This window comes from Ignavibacteria bacterium (genome assembly GCA_016873845.1).
Taxonomy (GTDB): Bacteria; Bacteroidota; Ignavibacteria; order Ch128b; family Ch128b; genus JAHJVF01.
In genome coordinates this window covers 15,138-36,982 of the sequence record VGVX01000012.1, presented here as the reverse complement: position 1 = coordinate 36,982, position 21,845 = coordinate 15,138, and the positions used below count along the sequence as shown (strand labels likewise).

General features: G+C 35.4%; 17 protein-coding genes. 1 reads left to right on the top strand and 16 read right to left on the bottom strand.

Features of this window, described 5'->3' with window-relative positions; translation table 11 throughout:
- Nucleotide 1 precedes the first annotated feature (1 nt).
- Entirely contained in the window at nucleotides 2-361 is a 360-nt protein-coding gene (locus FJ213_04535) for a response regulator (GenBank protein MBM4175426.1), read from the top strand.
- Between the two features lie 23 nt (nucleotides 362-384).
- Here the strand turns inward: FJ213_04535 and FJ213_04530 are convergent, their stop codons facing one another.
- The 16 genes from FJ213_04530 to FJ213_04455 form a co-directional block, all read right to left on the bottom strand.
- Nucleotides 385-1,203, bottom strand: a complete 819-nt coding sequence (locus tag FJ213_04530) for a sulfite exporter TauE/SafE family protein (GenBank protein ID MBM4175425.1) — start codon at nucleotides 1,201-1,203, stop codon at nucleotides 385-387.
- Nucleotides 1,203-2,852: a S41 family peptidase gene (locus tag FJ213_04525; GenBank protein MBM4175424.1), complete on the bottom strand. Its 1,650-nt coding sequence runs from the start codon at nucleotides 2,850-2,852 to the stop codon at nucleotides 1,203-1,205. The genes FJ213_04530 and FJ213_04525 overlap by 1 nt, the downstream gene beginning before the upstream one ends.
- Nucleotides 2,849-3,478 (bottom strand): dTMP kinase, encoded by a 630-nt coding sequence (gene tmk, locus FJ213_04520; protein ID MBM4175423.1) that lies wholly within the window; start codon nucleotides 3,476-3,478, stop codon nucleotides 2,849-2,851. The genes FJ213_04525 and tmk overlap by 4 nt, the downstream gene beginning before the upstream one ends.
- Before the next feature lies 1 nt (nucleotide 3,479).
- Complete coding sequence (locus FJ213_04515) at nucleotides 3,480-4,397, bottom strand: hypothetical protein (GenBank protein MBM4175422.1); 918 nt, start codon at nucleotides 4,395-4,397, stop codon at nucleotides 3,480-3,482.
- A gap of 55 nt (nucleotides 4,398-4,452) precedes the next feature.
- On the bottom strand, nucleotides 4,453-4,980 hold the full coding sequence (locus tag FJ213_04510; protein MBM4175421.1) for a BMC domain-containing protein: 528 nt from the start codon (nucleotides 4,978-4,980) through the stop codon (nucleotides 4,453-4,455).
- 15 nt (nucleotides 4,981-4,995) lie between these two features.
- Nucleotides 4,996-5,277, bottom strand: a complete 282-nt coding sequence (eutM, locus tag FJ213_04505) for an ethanolamine utilization microcompartment protein EutM (GenBank protein ID MBM4175420.1) — start codon at nucleotides 5,275-5,277, stop codon at nucleotides 4,996-4,998.
- 147 nt (nucleotides 5,278-5,424) lie between these two features.
- The gene (locus tag FJ213_04500; GenBank protein ID MBM4175419.1) at nucleotides 5,425-7,251 is read right to left on the bottom strand and encodes a hypothetical protein; all 1,827 of its coding nucleotides are present in this window, start codon (nucleotides 7,249-7,251) and stop codon (nucleotides 5,425-5,427) included.
- Nucleotides 7,238-7,654 carry a Holliday junction resolvase RuvX gene (ruvX, locus tag FJ213_04495; GenBank protein MBM4175418.1) on the bottom strand — a complete coding sequence of 139 codons (417 nt, stop codon included), beginning with the start codon at nucleotides 7,652-7,654 and terminating at the stop codon, nucleotides 7,238-7,240. The genes FJ213_04500 and ruvX overlap by 14 nt, the downstream gene beginning before the upstream one ends.
- Nucleotides 7,655-7,669: 15 nt before the next feature.
- Nucleotides 7,670-9,853, bottom strand: coding sequence for a bifunctional (p)ppGpp synthetase/guanosine-3',5'-bis(diphosphate) 3'-pyrophosphohydrolase (locus FJ213_04490; GenBank protein MBM4175417.1), 2,184 nt, complete (start codon nucleotides 9,851-9,853; stop codon nucleotides 7,670-7,672).
- A 129-nt stretch (nucleotides 9,854-9,982) separates the two neighbouring features.
- On the bottom strand, nucleotides 9,983-11,011 hold the full coding sequence (locus FJ213_04485; protein MBM4175416.1) for a hypothetical protein: 1,029 nt from the start codon (nucleotides 11,009-11,011) through the stop codon (nucleotides 9,983-9,985).
- A 28-nt stretch (nucleotides 11,012-11,039) separates the two neighbouring features.
- Nucleotides 11,040-11,672: a uracil phosphoribosyltransferase gene (locus FJ213_04480; protein MBM4175415.1), complete on the bottom strand. Its 633-nt coding sequence runs from the start codon at nucleotides 11,670-11,672 to the stop codon at nucleotides 11,040-11,042.
- Nucleotides 11,672-13,024, bottom strand: coding sequence for a hypothetical protein (locus tag FJ213_04475; protein MBM4175414.1), 1,353 nt, complete (start codon nucleotides 13,022-13,024; stop codon nucleotides 11,672-11,674). The genes FJ213_04480 and FJ213_04475 overlap by 1 nt, the downstream gene beginning before the upstream one ends.
- A gap of 8 nt (nucleotides 13,025-13,032) precedes the next feature.
- Nucleotides 13,033-14,343 carry a ribosome biogenesis GTPase Der gene (locus tag FJ213_04470; GenBank protein MBM4175413.1) on the bottom strand — a complete coding sequence of 437 codons (1,311 nt, stop codon included), beginning with the start codon at nucleotides 14,341-14,343 and terminating at the stop codon, nucleotides 13,033-13,035.
- A 47-nt stretch (nucleotides 14,344-14,390) separates the two neighbouring features.
- Complete coding sequence (locus FJ213_04465; GenBank protein ID MBM4175412.1) at nucleotides 14,391-15,251, bottom strand: hypothetical protein; 861 nt, start codon at nucleotides 15,249-15,251, stop codon at nucleotides 14,391-14,393.
- Between the two features lie 113 nt (nucleotides 15,252-15,364).
- Complete coding sequence (locus FJ213_04460; GenBank protein ID MBM4175411.1) at nucleotides 15,365-18,499, bottom strand: biopolymer transporter Tol; 3,135 nt, start codon at nucleotides 18,497-18,499, stop codon at nucleotides 15,365-15,367.
- 215 nt (nucleotides 18,500-18,714) lie between these two features.
- Entirely contained in the window at nucleotides 18,715-21,834 is a 3,120-nt protein-coding gene (locus tag FJ213_04455; GenBank protein ID MBM4175410.1) for a T9SS type A sorting domain-containing protein, read from the bottom strand.
- Nucleotides 21,835-21,845 lie beyond the last annotated feature (11 nt).

Here is a 21,845-nt window from a genome sequence, read left to right as displayed (position 1 = left end):
AATGAAGAAAATTTTATACATAGAAGACAATCCTGACTCACAAGAGCTCGTAAAAATATATTTTCGTGGTCTTGCTGAACTTGATTGTTTTGATATGGCAGAAAATATTATGCAAATAGTTACTGATAATCATTACGATTTGATTCTGATGGATATCAATCTCCCCGGCAGAATCGATGGAGTTGATGCAGTAAAGCTGCTTCGACGGGACGAACGATTTAAGAAGATTCCAATTATTGCTGTAACGGCGTATGCAATGGTAGGCGATCGGGAAAGATTTCTTGAAGTTGGATGTGATGACTATATTTCTAAGCCGTTCTTTAAACAGGCTTTACTTGATAAAGCGGTTAAATTCTTATAAACCCCTCACGAAAAGTGATAAATTCAATTCAAAACATCAAAGAAAATTTTTAAATCCACTAATAGGATCAACAATGCGAATAGAATTTTCAATTTTCTGTTTTGAGATACGAATGAATATTGAGCTCCCATTCCTGCCGAGAGGATAGCACCAATTCCAGCCGGAATACCTGCGAGCAGGAAAATATATCCAAGTGTAAATTGAGGCAGGCTTGAATTTTGCAATCCAGTTATAATATATGATACGGCCGCTGCGAATGCTGAAAAAATAATTATTATATTACTTGTCCCAATCGCTTTCTTAAATGGAAGTTTGAATATATAATGCAGAATTGGAACAGCAATGATTCCTCCGCCTACGCCCGCAAATGCCGAAAGTGAGCCAACCATTCCGCCAAAGATAGGAGCAAACAAATATGAATACTTTGCTGGTTTTTGATCCTCAACATCTTTGATCCCATTCTGCATGAATAGACGTATTGTAACAAGAATTAGTACAAAACCAAAAATCAATTTTAGAGTCTTCGCTGGTAAACTAACAGCAACAAAAGATAGTGAGGAACTCGCTACAACTGCAAATAAGCCAAAGAGTATTCCAACTTTGATATTAAGATTTTTGTTTTTAAGGTGTCTATAAGTCCCAGCCGATGAAGCTGCAGTTGAAGCAAAAAGACTTGTTCCGATTGCGAGAAATGGGATTATCTCATTTGAGAAGCCGTGGAACTTAAAAAGGTACAAAAATGCAGGTACCATTATTACACCGCCACCCAATCCAAAAGCGCCAGCAATAAAACCAACTAATAAGCCGAGCAAAAGATATGCTGCAGCAACGAGAATTTCCATTAATTTATATTCAAAAGTTTATTGTACAGCTTTCGGTTCTTTAATATTTTTACCGTTTCCATAAGTTGGTGGTCGGACTTCAACAAATATTTGATTCTGCCGTTTTCACCATTAAGATGACTTGCAAGTTCTGAAATTAATATCCAGTAAATTTCATCGGCGTTTTTATCTATCAAATTATTCACGGATAAATTACTTTTGTTTTTTATTGCATGAAGCTCTGAAATAATTCCTGCTAAATTATTATCTTTTCCGGCAATTTCAATGACGTCGTCAAGTTCCTTTTCGAATTTTGATTTGTAGTTAATCTTATTTAACAGTAGATAAGATTTAAAATCTTGAATAAATGTGTCCTTCGGTATTTTGGCTAAATTAATATTTTGATTCTCATTCAAGTATTTAGCAGCAAACTTGAAAAATATAGCTCTCTTGTAAAAATCCAGCGCAATATCAGAAAGCTCAGGATTGATTATTACTGAATCCGGAGTCACACCACCCGAACCTTTTACTATGCGATTATTTTTAGTTTTATAATTTGTATTTGTAGAATCAGCCGATTTAATTATTACACTTTTAGACATAGCTGAATGTTCAGATTTTTGGATACATCTCCCGCTGGGAGTGAAATATTTTGCTGTAGTTAATTTCAAAGTTGCCTTGTAAGGCAAAGGAAGTATGGATTGCACGAGACCTTTGCCAAATGTCGGACTCCCTGTAATTATTCCTCTGTCTAAGTCTTGCATGCATCCAGCAACAATTTCACTGGCACTTGCCGAATTCTCATCAACGAGAACGGCAAGCGGAATATTATTGAAAACTGGGCTTTCAACTGAAGAATAAGATTTATTTGATTCTGGGGCTCTACCTCTCATTTCGACTAATTTTTCACCCGGGATAATAAATTTTTCAAGGACATCTACGGCACTTTGCAGCAATCCTCCAGGATTTGACCTTAAATCTAAAACAACCATTTTAGTTTTTTCTTTATGATTTAAAGAATTTAATGCTTCTTCAATCTCTTCCCCTGCTCTGCGGGAGAAACGATCGAGCTTGAGATATAAAATCCCATCTTCACCTGGGATGAAATCTGCAAAAGATAAATTCTTAACCTGAATTTCTTCTCGTATCAAATGAAATTCTATTTCGGTAGATTCCTCTGATCTTCTGATTTTGAAATGAACTTCGGTGCCAGGCTCACCTCGAACCAAACTACTTATATCATCATAATTATCTCTATTAATTTTATTCCTATTTATTTCGATTATCACATCTCCGACTTTTAATCCCTGCCGCTGAGCAGAATAACCGGCCATTACTTCTGTAATTGAAATTTCATCACCTTTAAGGCCGATCAGAATTCCTACGCCTCCATATTTGCCGGTAGTGAGCAGGTCAACTTCTCCTTTCTTGCTTTCATCAATAAATACTGAATATGGATCAAGAGTTTGAAGCATTCCTTTAATACCACTTAGCATGAATTTTTCGGGTGATATTTCATCCACATAATTTAGCGTGACATCTCTATATACTTTGCCAAAAAGTTCTATGTTTTTGTTGATCTCAAAGTAAATGTCACTGCTTGCGACAAAAAATCCGACCGAAAAAGTTAAAAGAAACATTGATATCAGTATTATTTCAAATCGTTTCATAAGCTTTTATCCAATTCCATTTTCTCTTTTATTATATTGACAATCTTTTCGTGAATTTTATTGACGTTCTCGTAACCGTTTATGATGTGTACACGATTTGGCTCTCGCTTGCTTATCTCAACATATCCATCACGGACCCTGTCAAAAAATTCCTTACCCGTCGATTCTATTCTATCATGACTTTTTTTATTTGCCGTCTGTCTTCTAAGTGCTTCTTCATACTCAATATCAATAAAAAAGGTAAGATGCGGCAGACACCCATCGATTGCGATTTTATGAAGCGTATTTATGTCTTCTGGTGAAATCTCACGTCCTGCTCCTTGATAAGCTGTAGTCGAATCATGAAATCGATCTGAGATTACAACGTAACCTTCCTTTAACTTTGGGAGAATTGTTTCTTGAACCAACTGAGTGCGGCTGGCACAAAAAAGGAATATTTCACATTCTCTTACCATTTCAAGATTTTTTTTTGAGAGAAGAATTTTTCGGATCTCCTCTGAGACTTTTGTACCGCCTGGTTCTCTGACAATAATGACCTTTCGACCTTGCTCCAAAAAATACTTTTCAAGAAGTTTTACATGCGTGGATTTGCCTGATGCGTCTATGCCTTCAAATGTTATGAACATACTACTTTCGGATTATGAGGTTAATTTGATTTGGAGAAGTTTCTATTAATTCCGATCCTATCGGGGCGAAAATAATTGGCGTAACAATGTTCGTCGAATCTAAATTTACATTGCTAAGATCAATGAATGCTTTTATTGAATCTGTAGTAAGTCCAGTAAGAATTTTTATCCCCCCACGAAGTTTTACACCAATTTCATTAGGTATTAAAACGACAAACTTGCCTTCTGGAGAATTAACCATTTCGACTGGAATTGATTCAAAAGTCTTGTCTGCAATTTGTTCTACTTTGAATTTAACCTGTATCGGAATCTTTTCATATACAATCACATTCATCATTGTATCTTGAAGTGAAGTTGAGATATCAACATCTTCAAATAAATTTTTTAGTATAATTTCATTGGTATAAATCGAATCAATTTTTAATAAGTTCTTACTCGAACCGCGGATTTTGATTTCGCTTGGCGTGACGTAAATCGGTGAAACTATTGCATGCTCATTCTTGAAAGTTAATTTTAAATTGGGTATAACTTTAATTTTTTTCTCGTAGGTCCTTTTTAGTGTCAGCAGAATAGTTTCGGGTTTAACGTCAAGTATTTCGAAATTAGGCAAAAGGTCAAATTGTTCGGGATTAAATTTAGAAAGTTGAATTACAGAATTGTTTTGATACTGACTCAAGTCAATAATGACTTGTTTATTTACGTCTAATTTAGTCCGCAAAAGATTCCAGCCTGATGCTTTTACTTTTAATCGTACATGAGATGGGATATCTTCGTCGACCGATAAATCAGTAGTAGTAGCTGAAACTTGTAATGGAATTTTCAGATTTACAACAAATTCACCATTAAAGGATACAGCTCCCCACAGAATTGCAGCAAGCAAAAGAAAAGCTAATCCGATGAATATTTGATTTTTTTTCATAAAAAAACTCCACCTAATAGTGGAGTTCTAAAATAAATTATATAATGGTAAAATGCTATTTAAGATTTTTGAAATAGTCCAATAATAACGACTTATTTGCTCTTGAAATTTCGCGTCCTAGGATTGGAAACCCAGGGGTTTTTCTTGCCAAGCGACGAAGTTCTTCAACCGTCATTTTCGAAAGATTTTCATCTTCAAACGTTTCAGTCACTTCAATTGAGGATTTTTCTTCAGTACCGAAAAGTTCATCAATTGATTCTTTTTTAAGTGAAGAACGTTTTTGCTTTTCCTTAACTGGCGTACTTTTCTTTTCACTTTCATCAACAACAAAATCAATTTGATCATCCGGACGGGGTATTACATGAATTGAAACTAACTGACCCACTCGCTGAGCGGCAGCAGCACCAGCATCAACGGAAGCTTTCACAGCCGCGACTTCACCAATTATCTTTACTGTAACTAATGCACCCTTAACAATTTCTTTTCCAAGCAGTTTAACATTTGCAGTTTTCGTCATTGCATCAGCTGCTTCTATTGCACCTACTAATCCCTTAGTTTCAACTAATCCAAGAGCTAATTCCATAAGAATTAAAATATGTTATTTTGATCTTTTGGGTAAAATTAATTCGACATCTGAATGTGGACGCGGAATTACATGAACTGAAACAAGTTCACCAACGCGTTGCGCGGCGGCTGCACCTGCATCTGTTGCAGCTTTTACTGCTCCGACATCACCACGAACCATAACTGTAACATAACCACCACCTATGGTTTCTTTTCCAATCAATTCGACCTTCGCGGCCTTTACCATTGCGTCGGCAGCTTCAATCGAACCGACAAGACCTTTTGTTTCAATCATGCCAAGGGCATCAAGTGTCATATTTGTGCTCCAAATTTTTTGAAAATATAGCTAAGCATTATTTCTTTGTCAATTAAAATTCTTTCTTTTTTTCGAATTATTTTATCCAATTTTTTTCGAATTTGAACTCGATTTTTGTGAATAAGACTTGGTTAGACATATTATTGACTATTTCAGTTCCAAAAGTATAAATCCAAATTGCTCAAGTTCAATCAATTTATTAGCAGGTCTTCCCATTCGAATTTCATCGATTCTGTATTTTTTTCCAAATGAATTATTAAAATTTGGTTTTAGAGCTTTAAATTTTTCTGGCAAAAAATTAAGATCAACCGTTTTAACTGTGTTAGAGAAATTATAAATACTAATAATGTGATTTTCTTGATTGGAACGGATATAAGCTAGAATTTCATCTCCGAAATCAATTGGGTCAAATGATCCGTAAACTAAACTTGAATTTCTTTTTCTGAATGAAATCAAATCCTGATAGAATCGGAATAATTTATTATCCCCGTCCAGTTTGCTCCAATCAATCTCACCTTTTTCGAAAAGTGAAGAATACTCCATTTCGCCAATTTCTTGACCATTGTGGATTAATGGGACTCCAGGGAGTGAAAAAATAATCGCTGAAGTTATTACTGCTCCATCATTTCCAAAAAATCCAGCTGCACGCGGTTTATCATGATTCTCATTGAATCTCATGCGAAGAGAGTTTTTGGGGAACATGAATTTTTCTGTTTTAATAACTTCAGTGATCATTGATGGCTTTTTAACTCGTGCGAGGATTCCACTAAAATTATCATAAACATTCCATGAATACGTCATATCAAAAGCAGATAAATGATGCTCCGGCAATGTCCCCTCGGATAACATAAAAATTGTTTTTATCTCATCCAATTCCTTCCTTGCTTCTTCCCAAAATTCAGTTGGGACAAGTTCAGAAACATCACAACGGAAGCCATCAATGTCAAATTCGCTGATCCAATATTTCAACATTTCAATCATATATTTTCTTAATTCGATTGATTCGTAATTGAAATCTGCTACATCCATCCAATCCGAATTTGGGGGAATAATTTTTCCTGATTCATTTTTGGTGTACCAATCAGGATGATCATTAGCGAGGGGATTGTCCCAAGCTGAGTGATTTAGTACAACATCGATTATTACTTTCAGCCCTAGATTGTGAGCTTTACTTACAAGTTCCTTCAAATCAGCGGGAGTTCCGTATTCAGAATTAATACCATAAAAATCCCTCACCGAATATGGGCTTCCCAATCCCCCTTTTCTTTTAATTTCACCGATTGGATTAATCGGCATCAACCATAAAATAGTTACTCCAAGTTGATTAAGTTGTTCAAGCCGATTCGTAATTCCCTTGAAGTTTCCTTCTTTTGAGAAAACACGCGGATAGATTTCATATATAATTCCTTCATTGATCCACTTGACCGAATGACGGGCATTCATATCCGAATATTTAGTTTTTAGCAGATCCTCTGAAACTGAATATTCCGATACGCGGATTGGTTTATAGATGCCGCCTGGTCCACCATGATCTTCAACGAGAATCGTAATGACATTATCACCAAGTCTTATGTAATCAGTAATATCAAAATAGAAACTTTCACTATATCCCGTATGTCTGCCGACTTCTTTACCGTTTATCCAGATTATTGCATCATCATCAATTGCATCGCACTTGACTGCAACTTTTTCAAGGTTTGATGGAATTGAAAACGTGTTGAAATACCATACCCAGCCATCGAATTCGAATCCGATCTCGTTTTCCCAAAAAGATGGGACTTCGATTTCTTGCAGTCCCACTTCATCGATTTTCTCAAACCATTTTTTTTCGAATCCATTTTTTTCAGGATCGATTTTTATTTTCCAGTTTTTATTCAATTCGAAATCCCAATAGTTTGTTTGGGCTGCGCATGACGTAAAAGCTAATAAAAAGATAAAAATTAAACTTAAGGATTCATACTTAATTCTTTTCATCTAAATAATCCTGTAAAATAGTTGCTGCAGAGAATTTATCTATCAGAGATTTATCTCTTCTTCTTTTTTTTGATTTAACTGTTTCTAGAATTTTTTTTTGAGCAGTATAAGAGCTTAAACGTTCATCTCTGCGAATAATTTGTATATTAACAAGCTTTTGCATTTCGTCAATAAATTCATCTATTAATGAACAAAGTTTCGATGGCGTCCCATTCATATTCAATGGATAGCCGACTAAAATCAATTTGACACTATAAGCTTCAGTAATCTCTGCAATTTTTTTAATTGAATCTTTTGAGTTTTCAATTGTATCAAGGGTTGTAGCAAAAAGATTTGTTGGATCGCTGATCGAAATTCCAATTCTTCTCTCGCCATAGTCGATTGCAAGGACTCTACTTTCCACAACAGTATATTCTCCTCAATTCGTCTCCTCAAATCTTTCGACTACATCAATGCCTTTTATTTTTTTTAATCTTTCAATAATTCTAATTAAATGCTCCAAATCTTTTACTTGGACACTGATAGTTCCATAGAAAATGGAATGATGAGTTTTGATTGAAATCCCTTTAATATTTGTATTGTAGGTATTAACAATTGTCTGAGAGATTTCATTAAGCATCCCTGGAGTATCTTCACCTAATACTTTTATGCCAGCTATGAAGAAAGAACCGTTTGTTTCCGGCCACGAAACCTCCATGATTCGGCTGTCATATAGTTTTGATAGTCTTTGAAAATTTTTACAAGTGCTTCGGTGGATTTTAACTCCTTCCCCGCGTGTAATAAATCCGATTATTTCATCTCCCGGTACAGGATTGCAGCATCTCGCGAAATTATGAAGAACATCAATTTTATCGCCCTGAATTAATACACCACCAGTGGACTCCCTTGCAGTATCGGCGAATTTATTAAATGTGAATTCTCCATCTGTTTTCTGCGAATCATCTTTTTCAATTTGATCAACTTTGCTCTCAAAAATTTTCTCCGCTGGGAATCGCCCGTTTCCTATTGCTCTATACAATTCAGTTAGATTATCGAATTTGTAGCCGCGTGCAAGTTTCAATAAATCATCATTATTTATATGAAGTTTTGACTTCTTCATAGTTTTTTCAAGAAGTGTTTTTCCTTCCTGAACAAAACGACTTTCTTCTTTTCGAATCCACTTACGAATATTAGTTCTAGCTTTGTGAGTTACCACAAACTTTTCCCACCCGCGGTTTGGAGTTTGATTTTTTGATGTGATAATTTCAACTTGATCACCACTTTTTAATAGAGTATCAAGGGGCTCGATCTTTCCATTAACCTTCGCTCCAAGACAATGGAATCCGACATTCGAGTGGATTTCAAATGCAAAATCAACTGGAGTTGATTTGGACGGAAGCACTTTCAAATCACCTTTTGGTGTGAATACGTAAATTTCATCTTGGTAAAGATTGAGCTTAAAGCTTTCAATTATATCTTTCTGAGCTTCCTCTCTGCTTGCTACATTTTCGAAAACATCACGAATCCAATCCACCCACTCTTCAAGCTCCTTACCGGTTGCTTTATAACTATTTTTGTACTTCCAATGAGCTGCGACACCACGTTCTGCAACTTCATGCATCCTTCGTGTACGAATTTGAATTTCAACCATTCTACCATTCGGTCCTATAACAGTCGTGTGCAAAGATTGATAATTATTTTTTTTGGGGAGTGCTATGTAATCATGTAGACGATCTGGAACTGGAGTATAAATTTGAGTAATAATTCCGAGCACATTGTAGCACTCATAAATATTTTCAGTCTCGAGAATGATCCTTATTGCAAACAGATCATAAATCTCATCAAATGAATTAACACGAGTCATCATCTTCCGATAGATACTGTAAAAATGTTTGGGCCTTCCGATTATTTCGAAATCGATTTCCTCAGTTTCAAGTTTTTTCTTTATCGGGTCAATGATTTTTTTGATAAAACTTTCGCGCTCTCGCCGTTTATCACGCAATTTCTTTCGGATGTTTTCATATGCAGATGGTTCTAAATATTTAAAGGAAAGGTCTTCCATCTCCCATCTAACTTGTGCGAGTCCAAAGCGATGAGCAAATGGAGCATAAATTTGGATTGTTTCCTTCGCAATTCTTCTTTGTTTATCCGGAGAAACAAATTCAAGAGTTCGCATATTATGCAATCGATCAGCAAACTTAACAAGAATAACACGGATATCTTTTACCATTGAAAGCAGAAGCTTTCGATAATTTTCTGCTTGACTAGCGTCATGCTCCTTTATCACTCCCCCAATTTTTGAAACTCCATCAACAATTTCGGCAATTGTAGGATTGAATTCTTTTGCCAAATCAAGCGGTTCAAATTCGGTATCTTCTAAAACATCGTGGAGAAGGGCTGCGGCGATTGATTGGTCATCTAATGGAATTTCATCTGCAATGATCATTGCTACGCCATAGGGATGCTCAAAATAGGGTTCGCCAGATGCACGTAAATCGTTCTTGTGAGCTTCGATACTGAAATCGAATGCTTTCCTAATCAAATTTGTATTAACAGATCGAAGATTCTTCTGGCAACGGTTGAGAAGTTGGTCCAGCATCTTTTTCTGCTTAGTATTTAGCATAAATACATATTCCTTACCATAAATATACTAAGGGATTATCGAAAATCAAGAGTATTATAGCAATTACATTTTATTAGCAAAAATGAATATGTAACATGCCCTATTTGAGACAGCGCTAAATTTAAGTTGTTATTTGGTTAATTCGTAGATAGACTTTCTCAAAGAAGAAATCTTATTAAATCTGGCTGCTAATCTCTCTCTAACAGATGCTTCAAGATTAATTGAATAAATGTTTTCAATATTTTTCAGTGCGCCTTCATAACTACCAATTTCAAAATTCTTTTGTGCAAGAATATGAAGTACGACTATTTCGTTATACCCATTCATTTTTGCATTTCTAATAGATTGTAGGAGCTTACTGTAAAAAATAACCGATTTTTTCGAGTCAATTTCTTCATATGCTCTTGCAATTGCCCATAGAAAAAATCTGTTCTCAGGATATTTGGCTAATATATCTTCACAAATTTTTATTGCTTTAATTGGAGTTTTGTAATCAATATAGATCCAAGCTAATGAATGCATTGCCAAATGTTTGAAATAAGTTTCTCCACTTAAACCTTTCTCGATCATGGCAATTCCTTTGGGTTTTTCATCACTTAAAAAAGGAAGCCACGAAAGAATTTCAGATTTTCTACTTCTCCAATATTTATAAATCCCGATAGCAATTTGTGCATCATTTGCATCTCTTTCATTTTCTAAGTATGCCTCAAAAAAGTTTAATGCTCGATAACCTTCCGTAAATGTTTTAAACCAATTGCCCTGATACCAGCCGGCAAAAGCTCTAAATCCATGAAGCAATCCATAATAATATTTTTTTCGTGAATTGTGGATTGAATTATTTTCAATTTTTTCTTCTGCTGAGTTTAAAAGTTTCTCGAACTCGGTTTTATCCAATTCATCTTCAAAGTCAGTCACTTTAGAAATCATTATAGATGCATGCATGAGTTCACTCATCGGATTATTTTTTTCGATCCATTTGATGTGCGAAAAAATTGAATCCGCTGCGGGGTAATTCTGTAATAAAATTTGTTGCACTCCCTCGCTAATTATCTCATCCACTTTTTTATTTGGATCAATCTGTGAGAAAGTTGGTAGAGGGAAAATGGCAAATAGAATAATTATTCGGAATGGCAAACTGAAGTGGAATGAACGTATCATCAAAATTATTTACAATTATTAAGAATGTTCAAATCGTTCCAAAAGTACGATCACCAGCATCTCCTAATCCTGGAAGTATATAACCTTTGGAATTTAATCCTCTGTCTAGTGCTATGGAGTAAATTTTCACATCTTTATGATTTTTGTTTACTGTACTCACACCAATAGGGGCAGCAAGTAAACACACAAGAGTTATATCTTTTGCACCTCGATCTTTTAAAAATTGAATTGCCGCACTCGCGCTTCCACCCGTTGCGAGCATCGGATCTATGATTAATACTTTTGCACCGCCAATATTCATTGGTAGCTTTAAATAATAATCTACTGGCTTGAGAGTTTCTTCATCCCTATACAGACCAATATGCCCCACTTTAGCATCTGGGATCATCTCAAGAAAAGACTCAACTAAACTCAAACCTGCTCTTAAGATCGGCACAATTACAATCTGGTGTTTTAACTGAAATCCAGTAGTTTTTTCGAGAGGAGTTTCAATTTTCGTTTTTTTGAGTTCAAAATTTTTTGCAACTGCTGTTATTAATACAGATGAAATTCGTTTTATAGAATTTCTAAATTCTAAAGAACTAGTTTTTTTATCTCTTAAAATTGATAAATCTCTCTGAGCAAGAGGATGATCGACTAGAATAAGATTTTTTAATTTCATTAATCAGTTCCTGCTTTCCTTCCCATGATGGATAAAGTTTCTATGAATGTAGATAATACTGGCGTGTATGCGTAATCCACAGCATTCAGTTTGTTCATTGTTATATTATTTTTTATAGCGAAAGATAATAAATTAGCTTTGCCTATGATGTCTTCGCCTCCGATCAGATCAGCACCAATGATTTTTTTTGTTCTCGATTCATAAAAAATCTTCACAAAATGTTTCTCCCCATTCGGTATAATTTTAATACGTGAATTTCCAACTGCTGATAATTCTTCGCAATGAATTCCAAAATTTTTTATTTCTTTCCAAGTTAATCCGACATGTGCAATAGATAGATCACCCAGTTTGAGAAGAAGATTCTTTACAACTGATTCTGCATAAAATGATTCGCCAGCAGCATTTGCTCCGGCAACATGACCAAAATTATGAGAAAGTGTCGCCAGGGGTAGCCACATAGGTTTCTTTGTAATAAAATTTTCAACCGAGATGCAATCGCCTGCAGCAAATATATTATCATCGCTGGTTTGCAACTTTCTATCAACTCGAATTGCATTATCCTTATGGTGGGATAATTTTGACGCTTGTGATAAAGAAGTATTCGGTTCAAATCCAATGGTAACTAATACAAAATCTACTGAATGAACCTCCCCATCTATCACAATCGCTTCGACATAATCATTTTTCAGTTTTGGCGAAACTGAAGAAACTCCGCCAAGAAATTCAATTTTATCAGAGTGTAACTTGTCCAATACAATTTTTTGCACTTCTTCAGAATATCCATTCAGTGGAAGTGGATTACTATCAATAAGCAGCACTGAGCCCGAATACTTACTTACGAAAGCAATTGATTCCAATCCGGTTAGCCCTGCACCAATGATGACCGAATTTGTAATTTTTTTCTCTTGGATGAATCGTTGAATTGCACGCAAATCATCAACAGTTTTAAGATAAAAAACATTTTTCAATCCTTTTGGAAATTCAGGATGAAATCGTTTAACTGAACCTGTACACAGAATCAGTTTATCATAGTTATCATTAAACTGAATATTATTTTTTGTGTCCCGAACAAAGATTCTCTTTTTGATTCTATCAATAGATTCAACTCGATGAAAGTTTTTCACCCTAACTTTTTTTTCGGATTCATAAGATTCTGGATTGTAGAACAGAATTTTTTCGTAATTATCAATTTCTCCGCTGAGTACATACGGGATCTCACAAGTGCCGATCGAAATGTATTCTCCGGCTTCATACATAACAACTTCGTGCTCGGGGTTAACTCGTTTAGCTTTTGCAGCAGCAGCTGGACCTGCCGCACTACCGCCAATCACTATTATCTTACGCTTAAGCATTTTTTGAGTTACTTATTCTTAAAAAGTAATGTTAAGGGGACTCCTTCGAAACCATATTCTGTTCTAATTTTGTTCTCGATGAATCTTTTTGTGTTTTCTTGTATCGATCTAGGATCATTCACAAAGAAAGAAAAGATTGGAGGGCTCGATTTAATCTGAATACCATATTTAATCTTCACCTCTTTTCCAGTTGTTGTAGAGGGTAAGGAAATATTCCTAAATGTCCTTTCGATAAACTCATTTAATTCACTCGTTGAAATTTTTTTTCCCATTTCATCCAAGATTTTTAATGATAAATCTATCACTTTATAAATCCGCTGTTTGGTAAGAGCCGAAATGAAAATTATTGGGATGTAATCCAATTCACCAAGTTGAATCTTCAATGCTTTTTCTAATTGTTGCGCCGTCTTATCATCTTTTTCTACCAAATCCCATTTGTTGATGCAAATAATAACTCCTCGTTTTCGTTTGACAGCTTCATTAATAATCCGCATGTCTTGTTTTTCAATTCCAAAGTTTGCATCAATTAACACAATAGCAATGTCGCATCTGTCAAGTGATTTCAATGTTCTTAAGACACTGTAAAATTCTATATTCTCATCAACTCGGCTGCGTTTTCTCAAGCCTGCGGTATCAACTAAAATTATTTCTTTTCCGTAATACTTAAGTGTGGAATCAATTGAGTCGCGGGTTGTACCTGGAATGTCCGTAACTATATTTCTGTCATACCCATGTAATGCATTTACGAAAGATGACTTCCCTACGTTTGGTCTGCCCACTACTGCAAATCTTGGTATGGATGAAGTTTCAGAAATTAAGTCAGTATTTAGCGGAAAATCTTTTGTGAGAATATCCAGGAAGTCACCGACATTTCTTCCGAACTGACCGGATAGATTGTGAACAGTTTCAAATCCTAACTCATATAATGCCGGCACTAAATTCTCTCGCTCTGCAGAGTCAGTCTTATTTGCCACAATAAAAACTGGCTTTTGAGATTTTCGCAAGTGATTTGCAATTAACTTATCGACGGGCATGACGCCATCTATAACATCGAGCAAAAAAATTACTGAATCGCTTTCCTTTACTGCAGCATCAACCTGTTCAATTATGGCTTGCTCAAATACGTTTTCTGAGTCAGGTACGAAGCCCCCGGTATCAATAAGATTAAATATTTTCCCGCACCATTCAACTTCGCCGTAATTACGGTCTCTCGTCACACCACTTACTTTATCGACAATAGCATCGCGCTTACCAACGAGCCGATTGAACAACGTAGATTTGCCGACGTTCGGTCTTCCAACAATTACAACAATTGGTATTTTCATTAATGCAAAATATATTCAAGAGTGGTACTAAAATCAAATAATTAAAAGGCAATCTTCAGATTTAACTGCGGATAATATTCTGTGAATAATCCCAAATCCAATCTTTCCATTGTTAGGTTTGCTTTTAATTCTGCGTTATAACTATTCGCTGTCCAGATTGCATCTGCTAAGCTCAGTACATGATTTAAAACAACTGCTAAGACTGCTTTAGCCGCAACGTTGTAATAATCGTTTGCATTCCCTCGGAGTCCGGAATAATGGAGAAAGTTTGCAGAAAGATTATCGTAATATCTTTTTGAATTTGGATCAGCATCGTTCCAACCTTTGTTGTACTGAGGATATTTTCCAATCAATTCATAATACTGTTGATGCCCGTGCGGATAAAGTGTATGCGAAAACTCTTTGACACTTTTTTCCGCTGCAATAACTTCATCCCAATTCACTCGCTTCCATGGATTAAGCGATGAATCAGGATTAATAAGAATACTGCTTGTCCCGCCAAGATCCGCTGCAAATCTGTTGAGCCATTCAGCATATCGAACGACACTCCAATATGAATCAGCAAAGTTTTTAAAAACAACTGTTTGATCATCCCCTTTTTGGATGTAAGAAAAATTAAAATACCAGGCAGCGGCTTCAATCAGTAAAAATATTCCCCCCTTGATATAACTTTCCGAATAAATTTCGCCAGCACCGGGAATCAAGGCCGATAGCACTCCAGCTAGAAATACAGATTTTTCACTTGACGAAACTGACATAGTTTTTGTATCAAGCGCTTGATAGTTAAAATTTGCATTTAAATCAGTTCTTAGGTTTCCGGTTGAATAATTCTCGCTCATTCTTTGTGCGAATATCGATTGAGTGATGAGCAGCAAACAACTAACAACAAATAGTTTTTTCATAAACGGGTCTCAGTAGGTTCTAAATTCAATTAAATATTTCTTCATTTTATAAAAACGGATTCAGACTTGTCTGAAAAGTCAGAATGACCGTTTTGTGTAACTTAAATTCATGATTAAAATTCGAATCCAAATAGAATTCCAAAATACATTCGCCATTCTTTTCCGTATCTGATTGTTTCTTTAGTAAACGCATTTTCTCTTCGGAACTCATCGAAAGCATATGATGCATTGAAAAAGATGCTCGTAGGGAAAAGATAAAAAGAATTCAGTTGTAACCTAAGTTCTCCACCAATTCCCTTTTTAAAATCACTCAACTTTGTACTAGTTCCATTCCATGCATTCCCAAAATCGCCATAAATAGAAGCATAAATTTTATCGATGTATAAATGCCCAAGGCGCGTATCGATATGTTCAAAAACAGGAAACCTATAAGTTACATTAACATGAGCGAATTCATTACCGCTGATTGAATAGAATGGATAACTTTTCATCCCGATTAAACCACCGAGATAAAAGTCGAAGAAATCATCTGTCTGCGGACCTAAAATCGTCCCACCGCGAAGCTGAACAGTGAGAGAATGTTTCCAGCCAGGTAATTTCATTGCCTGAAGTAAATTCAATTCGAATCGATTAAAATTAGTCTTTTCAAATCGAGTTACCAGTGTGCCTGAATTCTCATCATAAAATTCTTCAGGATTAAAATCATTTATTGAGTACTCGTATTGAAAATCGATTTTAGTTCCATAAGGATTTATTTCCATATCTTTCGTACGGTCAAAATTCTCCAAGCGGTATGCAAGTCCAACATTCCATCCTTTCAAATAAACATCACGCGTTGTTGGATATAGTAAATTACCTGGAAGCAAAAAGCTTCCAATGATCGCCTCATAACGGCTATACACAACTTTAAGCTCAAGATTGTGAAGTTTTGAGAAAATCGGATGCTTGGCAATAAAATCAAATTCTAAGAGATTGTAGCCAACTTCTATTGGTATTTTCAAACCATAATTAATAATTCCACCGACAGTATCCGGAAACAAACCGATAACATTTTCACTTGTTCTGCTGACATTGAACGCTTGCAAAGATATTTCCGGTTTCAAACCGAGTGAAAATAGTCCTGGAATTCTATCGCGATATTCGAGTGATGCAAAAATATCTCTTTCCCAACGTGTATTGATAGCGGCACTTCCGAAAATGTTGAAACGGTTAAGCATATCGCTTGAATAGAAATATACTCCAGGTTTTAACAATTCAATTCCTTTTGCTTTCTTGCTGTAATTATCCAACCTAATAAAAGGTATGATTGCGAGCTTTGTGAATGTGCCTTTATAATTATTTATTTCATAATCTGGGGTAATTCGATCATCAAAGTTTTTCAATCGCTGAAAGTTAAATTCAGCTCCCGACAACGAATTAGTATTTTTATTTAATCCATCACCAACAGTTTTGGGTAAATAATTAAAATTTGAAAGATCAATTTCGTTCGTATTTTGCAGTTCATATATTTTATAACCAGTCGATTCGTATCCTGCATATACAATTTTATTTGATTTATAAGGCGACGGCATGAATGCTCCTCCGAGAACATTTGTTAACTGTCTCTTATTATTCGAATTCAAATTAATGCTGTAAAGATTGAATATTCCATTCTCGTCTGCCGAATAAATTAATGTGCTGTCATTCTGCATTACAGGATTTCTTTCATCAATTTGAGTGGAGCTCAATAGAAATTGAAAACCGGTTCCATCAGTATTAATTCTTGCGATATCTCGGCTGCTATTCATTGAATAATCAAAAACAACAAATTCACCATTCGGTGAAAATTTTGGATTGAAAACTTGCTCCCCATTAGAAAATGAAGTAATGACTTTGAAATTCTTCCCTTCCGTATCGACTATTCCTATGTTTATGGTTCCATCTTTTTGAAAGATAAAAACAATCCTACTGCCATCATGCGAAAGTGAAGGATTATTTGCACGCATCCCAAAGGTTAATCTTGTTTCCTCTTCAGTTTTCAAATCGTAAACATAGATATCGTGAATGCTTACCCAATTTTTATTTTTCTCTGTTAACTTGGAGTAGTAAAGTTTCAAGTTGTCATTGCTAACTGCCAGAGTGGAACCAATGCCCCCTTGAATCAATTTTGATTTCTTTTTCTCAACATCATATTCATATAAAGAACTGATGAAATAATCGGCACCTTTATTTGATATATAGTAAATCTTTTTTCCATCAGGTGAATAAGTAGGATAAAAATTTCCAAATCCTTCCGTTTCAATTTTTTCGCCGTCAACTAAGTTTTTTCGGATGTTCAGTGTCCGTTGCTCGTAATCATTTCGTAAATAATCCTGCCATTCTTCGTAGAGTTCAATTCCGGAAATTCCAATCGCCTTTTTAATCGCACCATCGATTGTAAACGAAAAGCCGGAGCGAAGATTGTTATTAATCTCAATTAATTTTGATTCACCATATTTTTCAGCGATGTATTTAACAAGCGCAAATCCTGAATTATACACTGATTCATTGCCGAGACTCGTCTTGTCGAATACACTCATTTCATTCCATGTAAGCATTCGTCCATTCATTACGTATTCACGTAAAATCATGTCTCGGTGCGAATCCCAAAAATCATAGTTGAATTCTTTTCGCATATATTGTGCAGTCCCTTCAGCGAACCATGGGGGAACATTGATCATTGGAACTGGATACGAAATAATCATATTCGGAAAACCATACAAAACATCCGGCCGTCTTTCGTCCTCATAGTTCAACCATTGAAGATAGAGTGCGGGCAGAGTACGCGGTGCTTTCATGGCAGCTTGAAGCTGGATCATGTGAGTGAATTCGTGAGAGATTACATTGCGAAGCCAGTTGTGAGTTCCACGAAGGTCCGTATCTAATGGAGATGCCCAGATTTCAATTTTATTATCAAAAAAATATGTCGCTCCATTTGCATAATCGTCTATATCTTTTATTACAAAGTGAACTTTATCTGGCTTGTATCCATAAAATGAAGTCAGTGGTTCGTAAATCTCTTCCATTATTTTTGCGACAACCTTTGCCGTGCGTTCAGCTCCATCGTGAAAGTGAACCGCAAAATTTTCACGATCAATCGTCAACCAATTCACCTCCGGATGATACTCGTTGAATTGAGCGAATCCAAGATTGAATGAGAAAATAATTAATAAGATAAATAATATTCTCTGTGCTTCTTTGTGAACTTTGTGGTGAAGAAAACACTTAATTTTCACCACAGAGTTGCACAGAGCAATATGTAAATGACTAAAGAACAAATCGTCTAATTCCTTCCTTTAATAGCTTCACATTGAAATTGATGAAGAGTTGAAGTCCGGATTGAACCTTCATCGCAAATCCAATGATATCATAACTTATTTTATTAATATCTTTCAATACTTTTTCTGACTTTGTGCTCTCTGTGTCCTCTGTGGTGAAAAGTTTTTTATTTTATAACCGCAATCTTAATAATCGCAAAATCTTTTTTTATTCCAGCAACAGCTTCAACGCGTGCAAGATATATCCCACTCTGAACATTCGACACATCCCAGACTGTTTCAGATTCAATTCCACCCTTGGCTGAGTTATTCAGTTCGGTAATGAAATCTCCAGCGAGATCAAAAATTCTAATGTTAATTTTCGCATCCTCACTGACGTAATATCTGATGTTAGTTTTTCCATCGTAGACTGGATTCGGCCAGTTATAAACAAGGTTCTTCGAAAGGAATTCTTGTTTCCTCAAATTACTTTTTGGAAAAGACGATGAATTCTGGGAGAGAAAATTCCCTTTCAATCCGTTCCAGTGAATTTCTTTTTCCGATGAACTGAGTTGAAATACTTGATACCAACCGCTGTCGCTGACGGTATGATAATACAACTTTCCATTCTCGTTGACTAAAACAGAAGAATTCCTTGAACCAACACCGAGTGAAACTCGAAATTCATTAAGCAGTTTCCCGGTAAGCGGATCGAAGCAAAGCAACTGTCCATCTTCGGATTCGACAATCAGGTCCGGAGTTTTATCCGAATTCAAATCAGCTAAATAAACGTTTCCCACAAAGTTTTTCTTCGTTGGATGATAGATAGGAAAATTCATAGCCAGGGGCCCGTTATTATTATAAGCAAGGATTTTATCACCGGCATTCACAATTATATAATTATTTCCATCGTTTTTAATATCGCCAAGAGAGAACGAGGTGACATCTTTTGAAGAATTGATTTTGAAATTGGTAACAGAACCATTTCGGTCAAAAACTTCTATCTCTCCACCCTTGTATAATATAATTGATTTCACATCATTCGTTGGAAGAAGGTCTCCTACACCAGGAAGTGATATAGCATTATCAATCAGATTTCCGAGTTGTACGGGATGGGCGGACCTTAACAAATGAGCATTATTTATTTTAACTGATGTTACATATGAAAGACTATTAAATCCAAAGGATAAATCAGCAATCTGTCCAGTTCCATTCACTATCCTTGTGATAGTTGAATCATTTGGAGAAAATCGATAAATATTTCCTAAGGAGTCATCAAAAACTAAATGAAAATTACCATAGGGTACTGGGATTGAATATACTAAGTATTCTACAGCAATCAAGTTTGAACCGAGTTTTTGCCCTACTGAGAATGAGGAGACAGTAAAAACAGAATCCTGCACAAAAATTAATTTCAAACTATCAGGTTCTAAATAAGCAAAGTGATGTTTTTCGCTGAGACCAATTCCTTTCAAAATAAAACTAAGAGGTTTACCTTTAAGCTGATTAGTAATAGGAATATTCTGCTGTAAATTTTTATCATAGTAACCGAAGAAATTATCCTTTGAATAATAAACTCTGTTTGAAGTCAAAAAATTTGGTAATAGATAGTAATTGCTTGATTTATCAGCGACCTTTGTTTTATAAACTTGTTTTATCTCATCGCTTCCAATACTCAAATCAAAAGTCATTGAATTACCATTGTTCGAAAAATTATTCAACTTAATATAGCTTGGTGCATTACTGTTTGCGTTGGAATTCGGCAGACTCGTTCCACTGAATTCATTCTTATAAAGTTTAGCCGAATTTCCTTTGAACCAAAAATCGTTTGGTTCACCATCTCCAACCACAACATCCCCGAAGATTGTTGTAAACTGTACGCCAATATCTTGAATCCCATCAGCTTCTTCGAGGTCGATGCCGCGATTATTTTTATCCGCATTGATTTTATTATCAATTAATTTCGAAGCAATAATATTCTCATCGATATGCCAAATCAAAATCCCAGAGCCGGGTAAAGCCCAATCAAATTCATCCACGTCAATTACAACGCCATCAACAGAATCAATTTGGTAATATCTGAATCCAGTTGTGTCTTTAGGAAATATTTTTTCAATTATTGAACCGTCAATGACTGTTTTTATTTTGATTCCATTCCCTGCTGCATCACGCTGGCGATTTTCAACCAAAAAATATTCTGATGGATTGACCGGAATTTTTATTGCAGTTTTTTTTCTGTCAGAAGACGATAAAGACGTAAGTACACTTATTCCATTCTGTGAAAGATCGTATTCATCGAATTTTATCCAACCGAGATACCATTTTTCCCAAGCTGATGGTTCAGGCGGGAACAATCCGCCATAATTGAACATTGCTTGTCCATCCATTAATCCGAATCTTCCAATAGCGGTCAGTCCAGTCTCCGTATCGAATAAATCAGGTAAGCCAATGTAACTTGCAAAACTTGCAGCCATCAGTCCATTAATGCTTAACTCGAGTAAAGCTGTTCCAGTAAATGAAAAAACTTCACGGCTCTCAGTTTCGGGAATTATCATCGAATTTTTAATTTTAAATGATGACAATCCGACACTAACTCCATCGTAGGAACTTCCAAAAAATTCCTTTAGAGTTTTTATATTCAAAAAAACCGAAGGAATGTCTTTATCGAGATTGAAGTTCTCAGTTAAATTTATATCGCGTCCAACTCCAGCATGAAAAATCGTGAATACATCGTATTTTGAGAAATCAAAACCAGGATTTAACGAATCTGCTTTCTTCCAAACTTCTTCAAAAAGTTTCCCAAGATTTTTCAGGTCGCTTGAGCCAGCTGGAGGTGAATATTTACTCATTACTTCCGGCAATTCAACGATCTTATCGAGAACGAGAAAGTTTATAATAACTTTTCCATTGGAAACTTTTCGATAATAATTTGAAAGAAATTTAAGATGATTTTCAAAGTAGCTATTATCGTGAGGAAGAGGATCAATAATTCTATTCCCATAATCTTTTGAATAGTGGGAACCAAATTTTCCATTTCCGTATGTTGCAGCATCTTTGTCGGCTGCAAACTCGACCATAACAGCTAATAAATTATATACTACAGAATCTGAAATAAAAGCTTTTGGCTGATAAATACCCTGTGAAGGATTTATTTTTTGAACTAGTGATTGTGAGAATCCGAGATTATAAACGACGAGCAGAATAACAAACGCTGATTTTTTCATACTTTGAAACTTTGTGAATCCTATCAATGAAAGCTTTCTTAAAAAAATAAAAGTCATGCTCGGACAATTGAACATGACTTTCATACTAACAACTT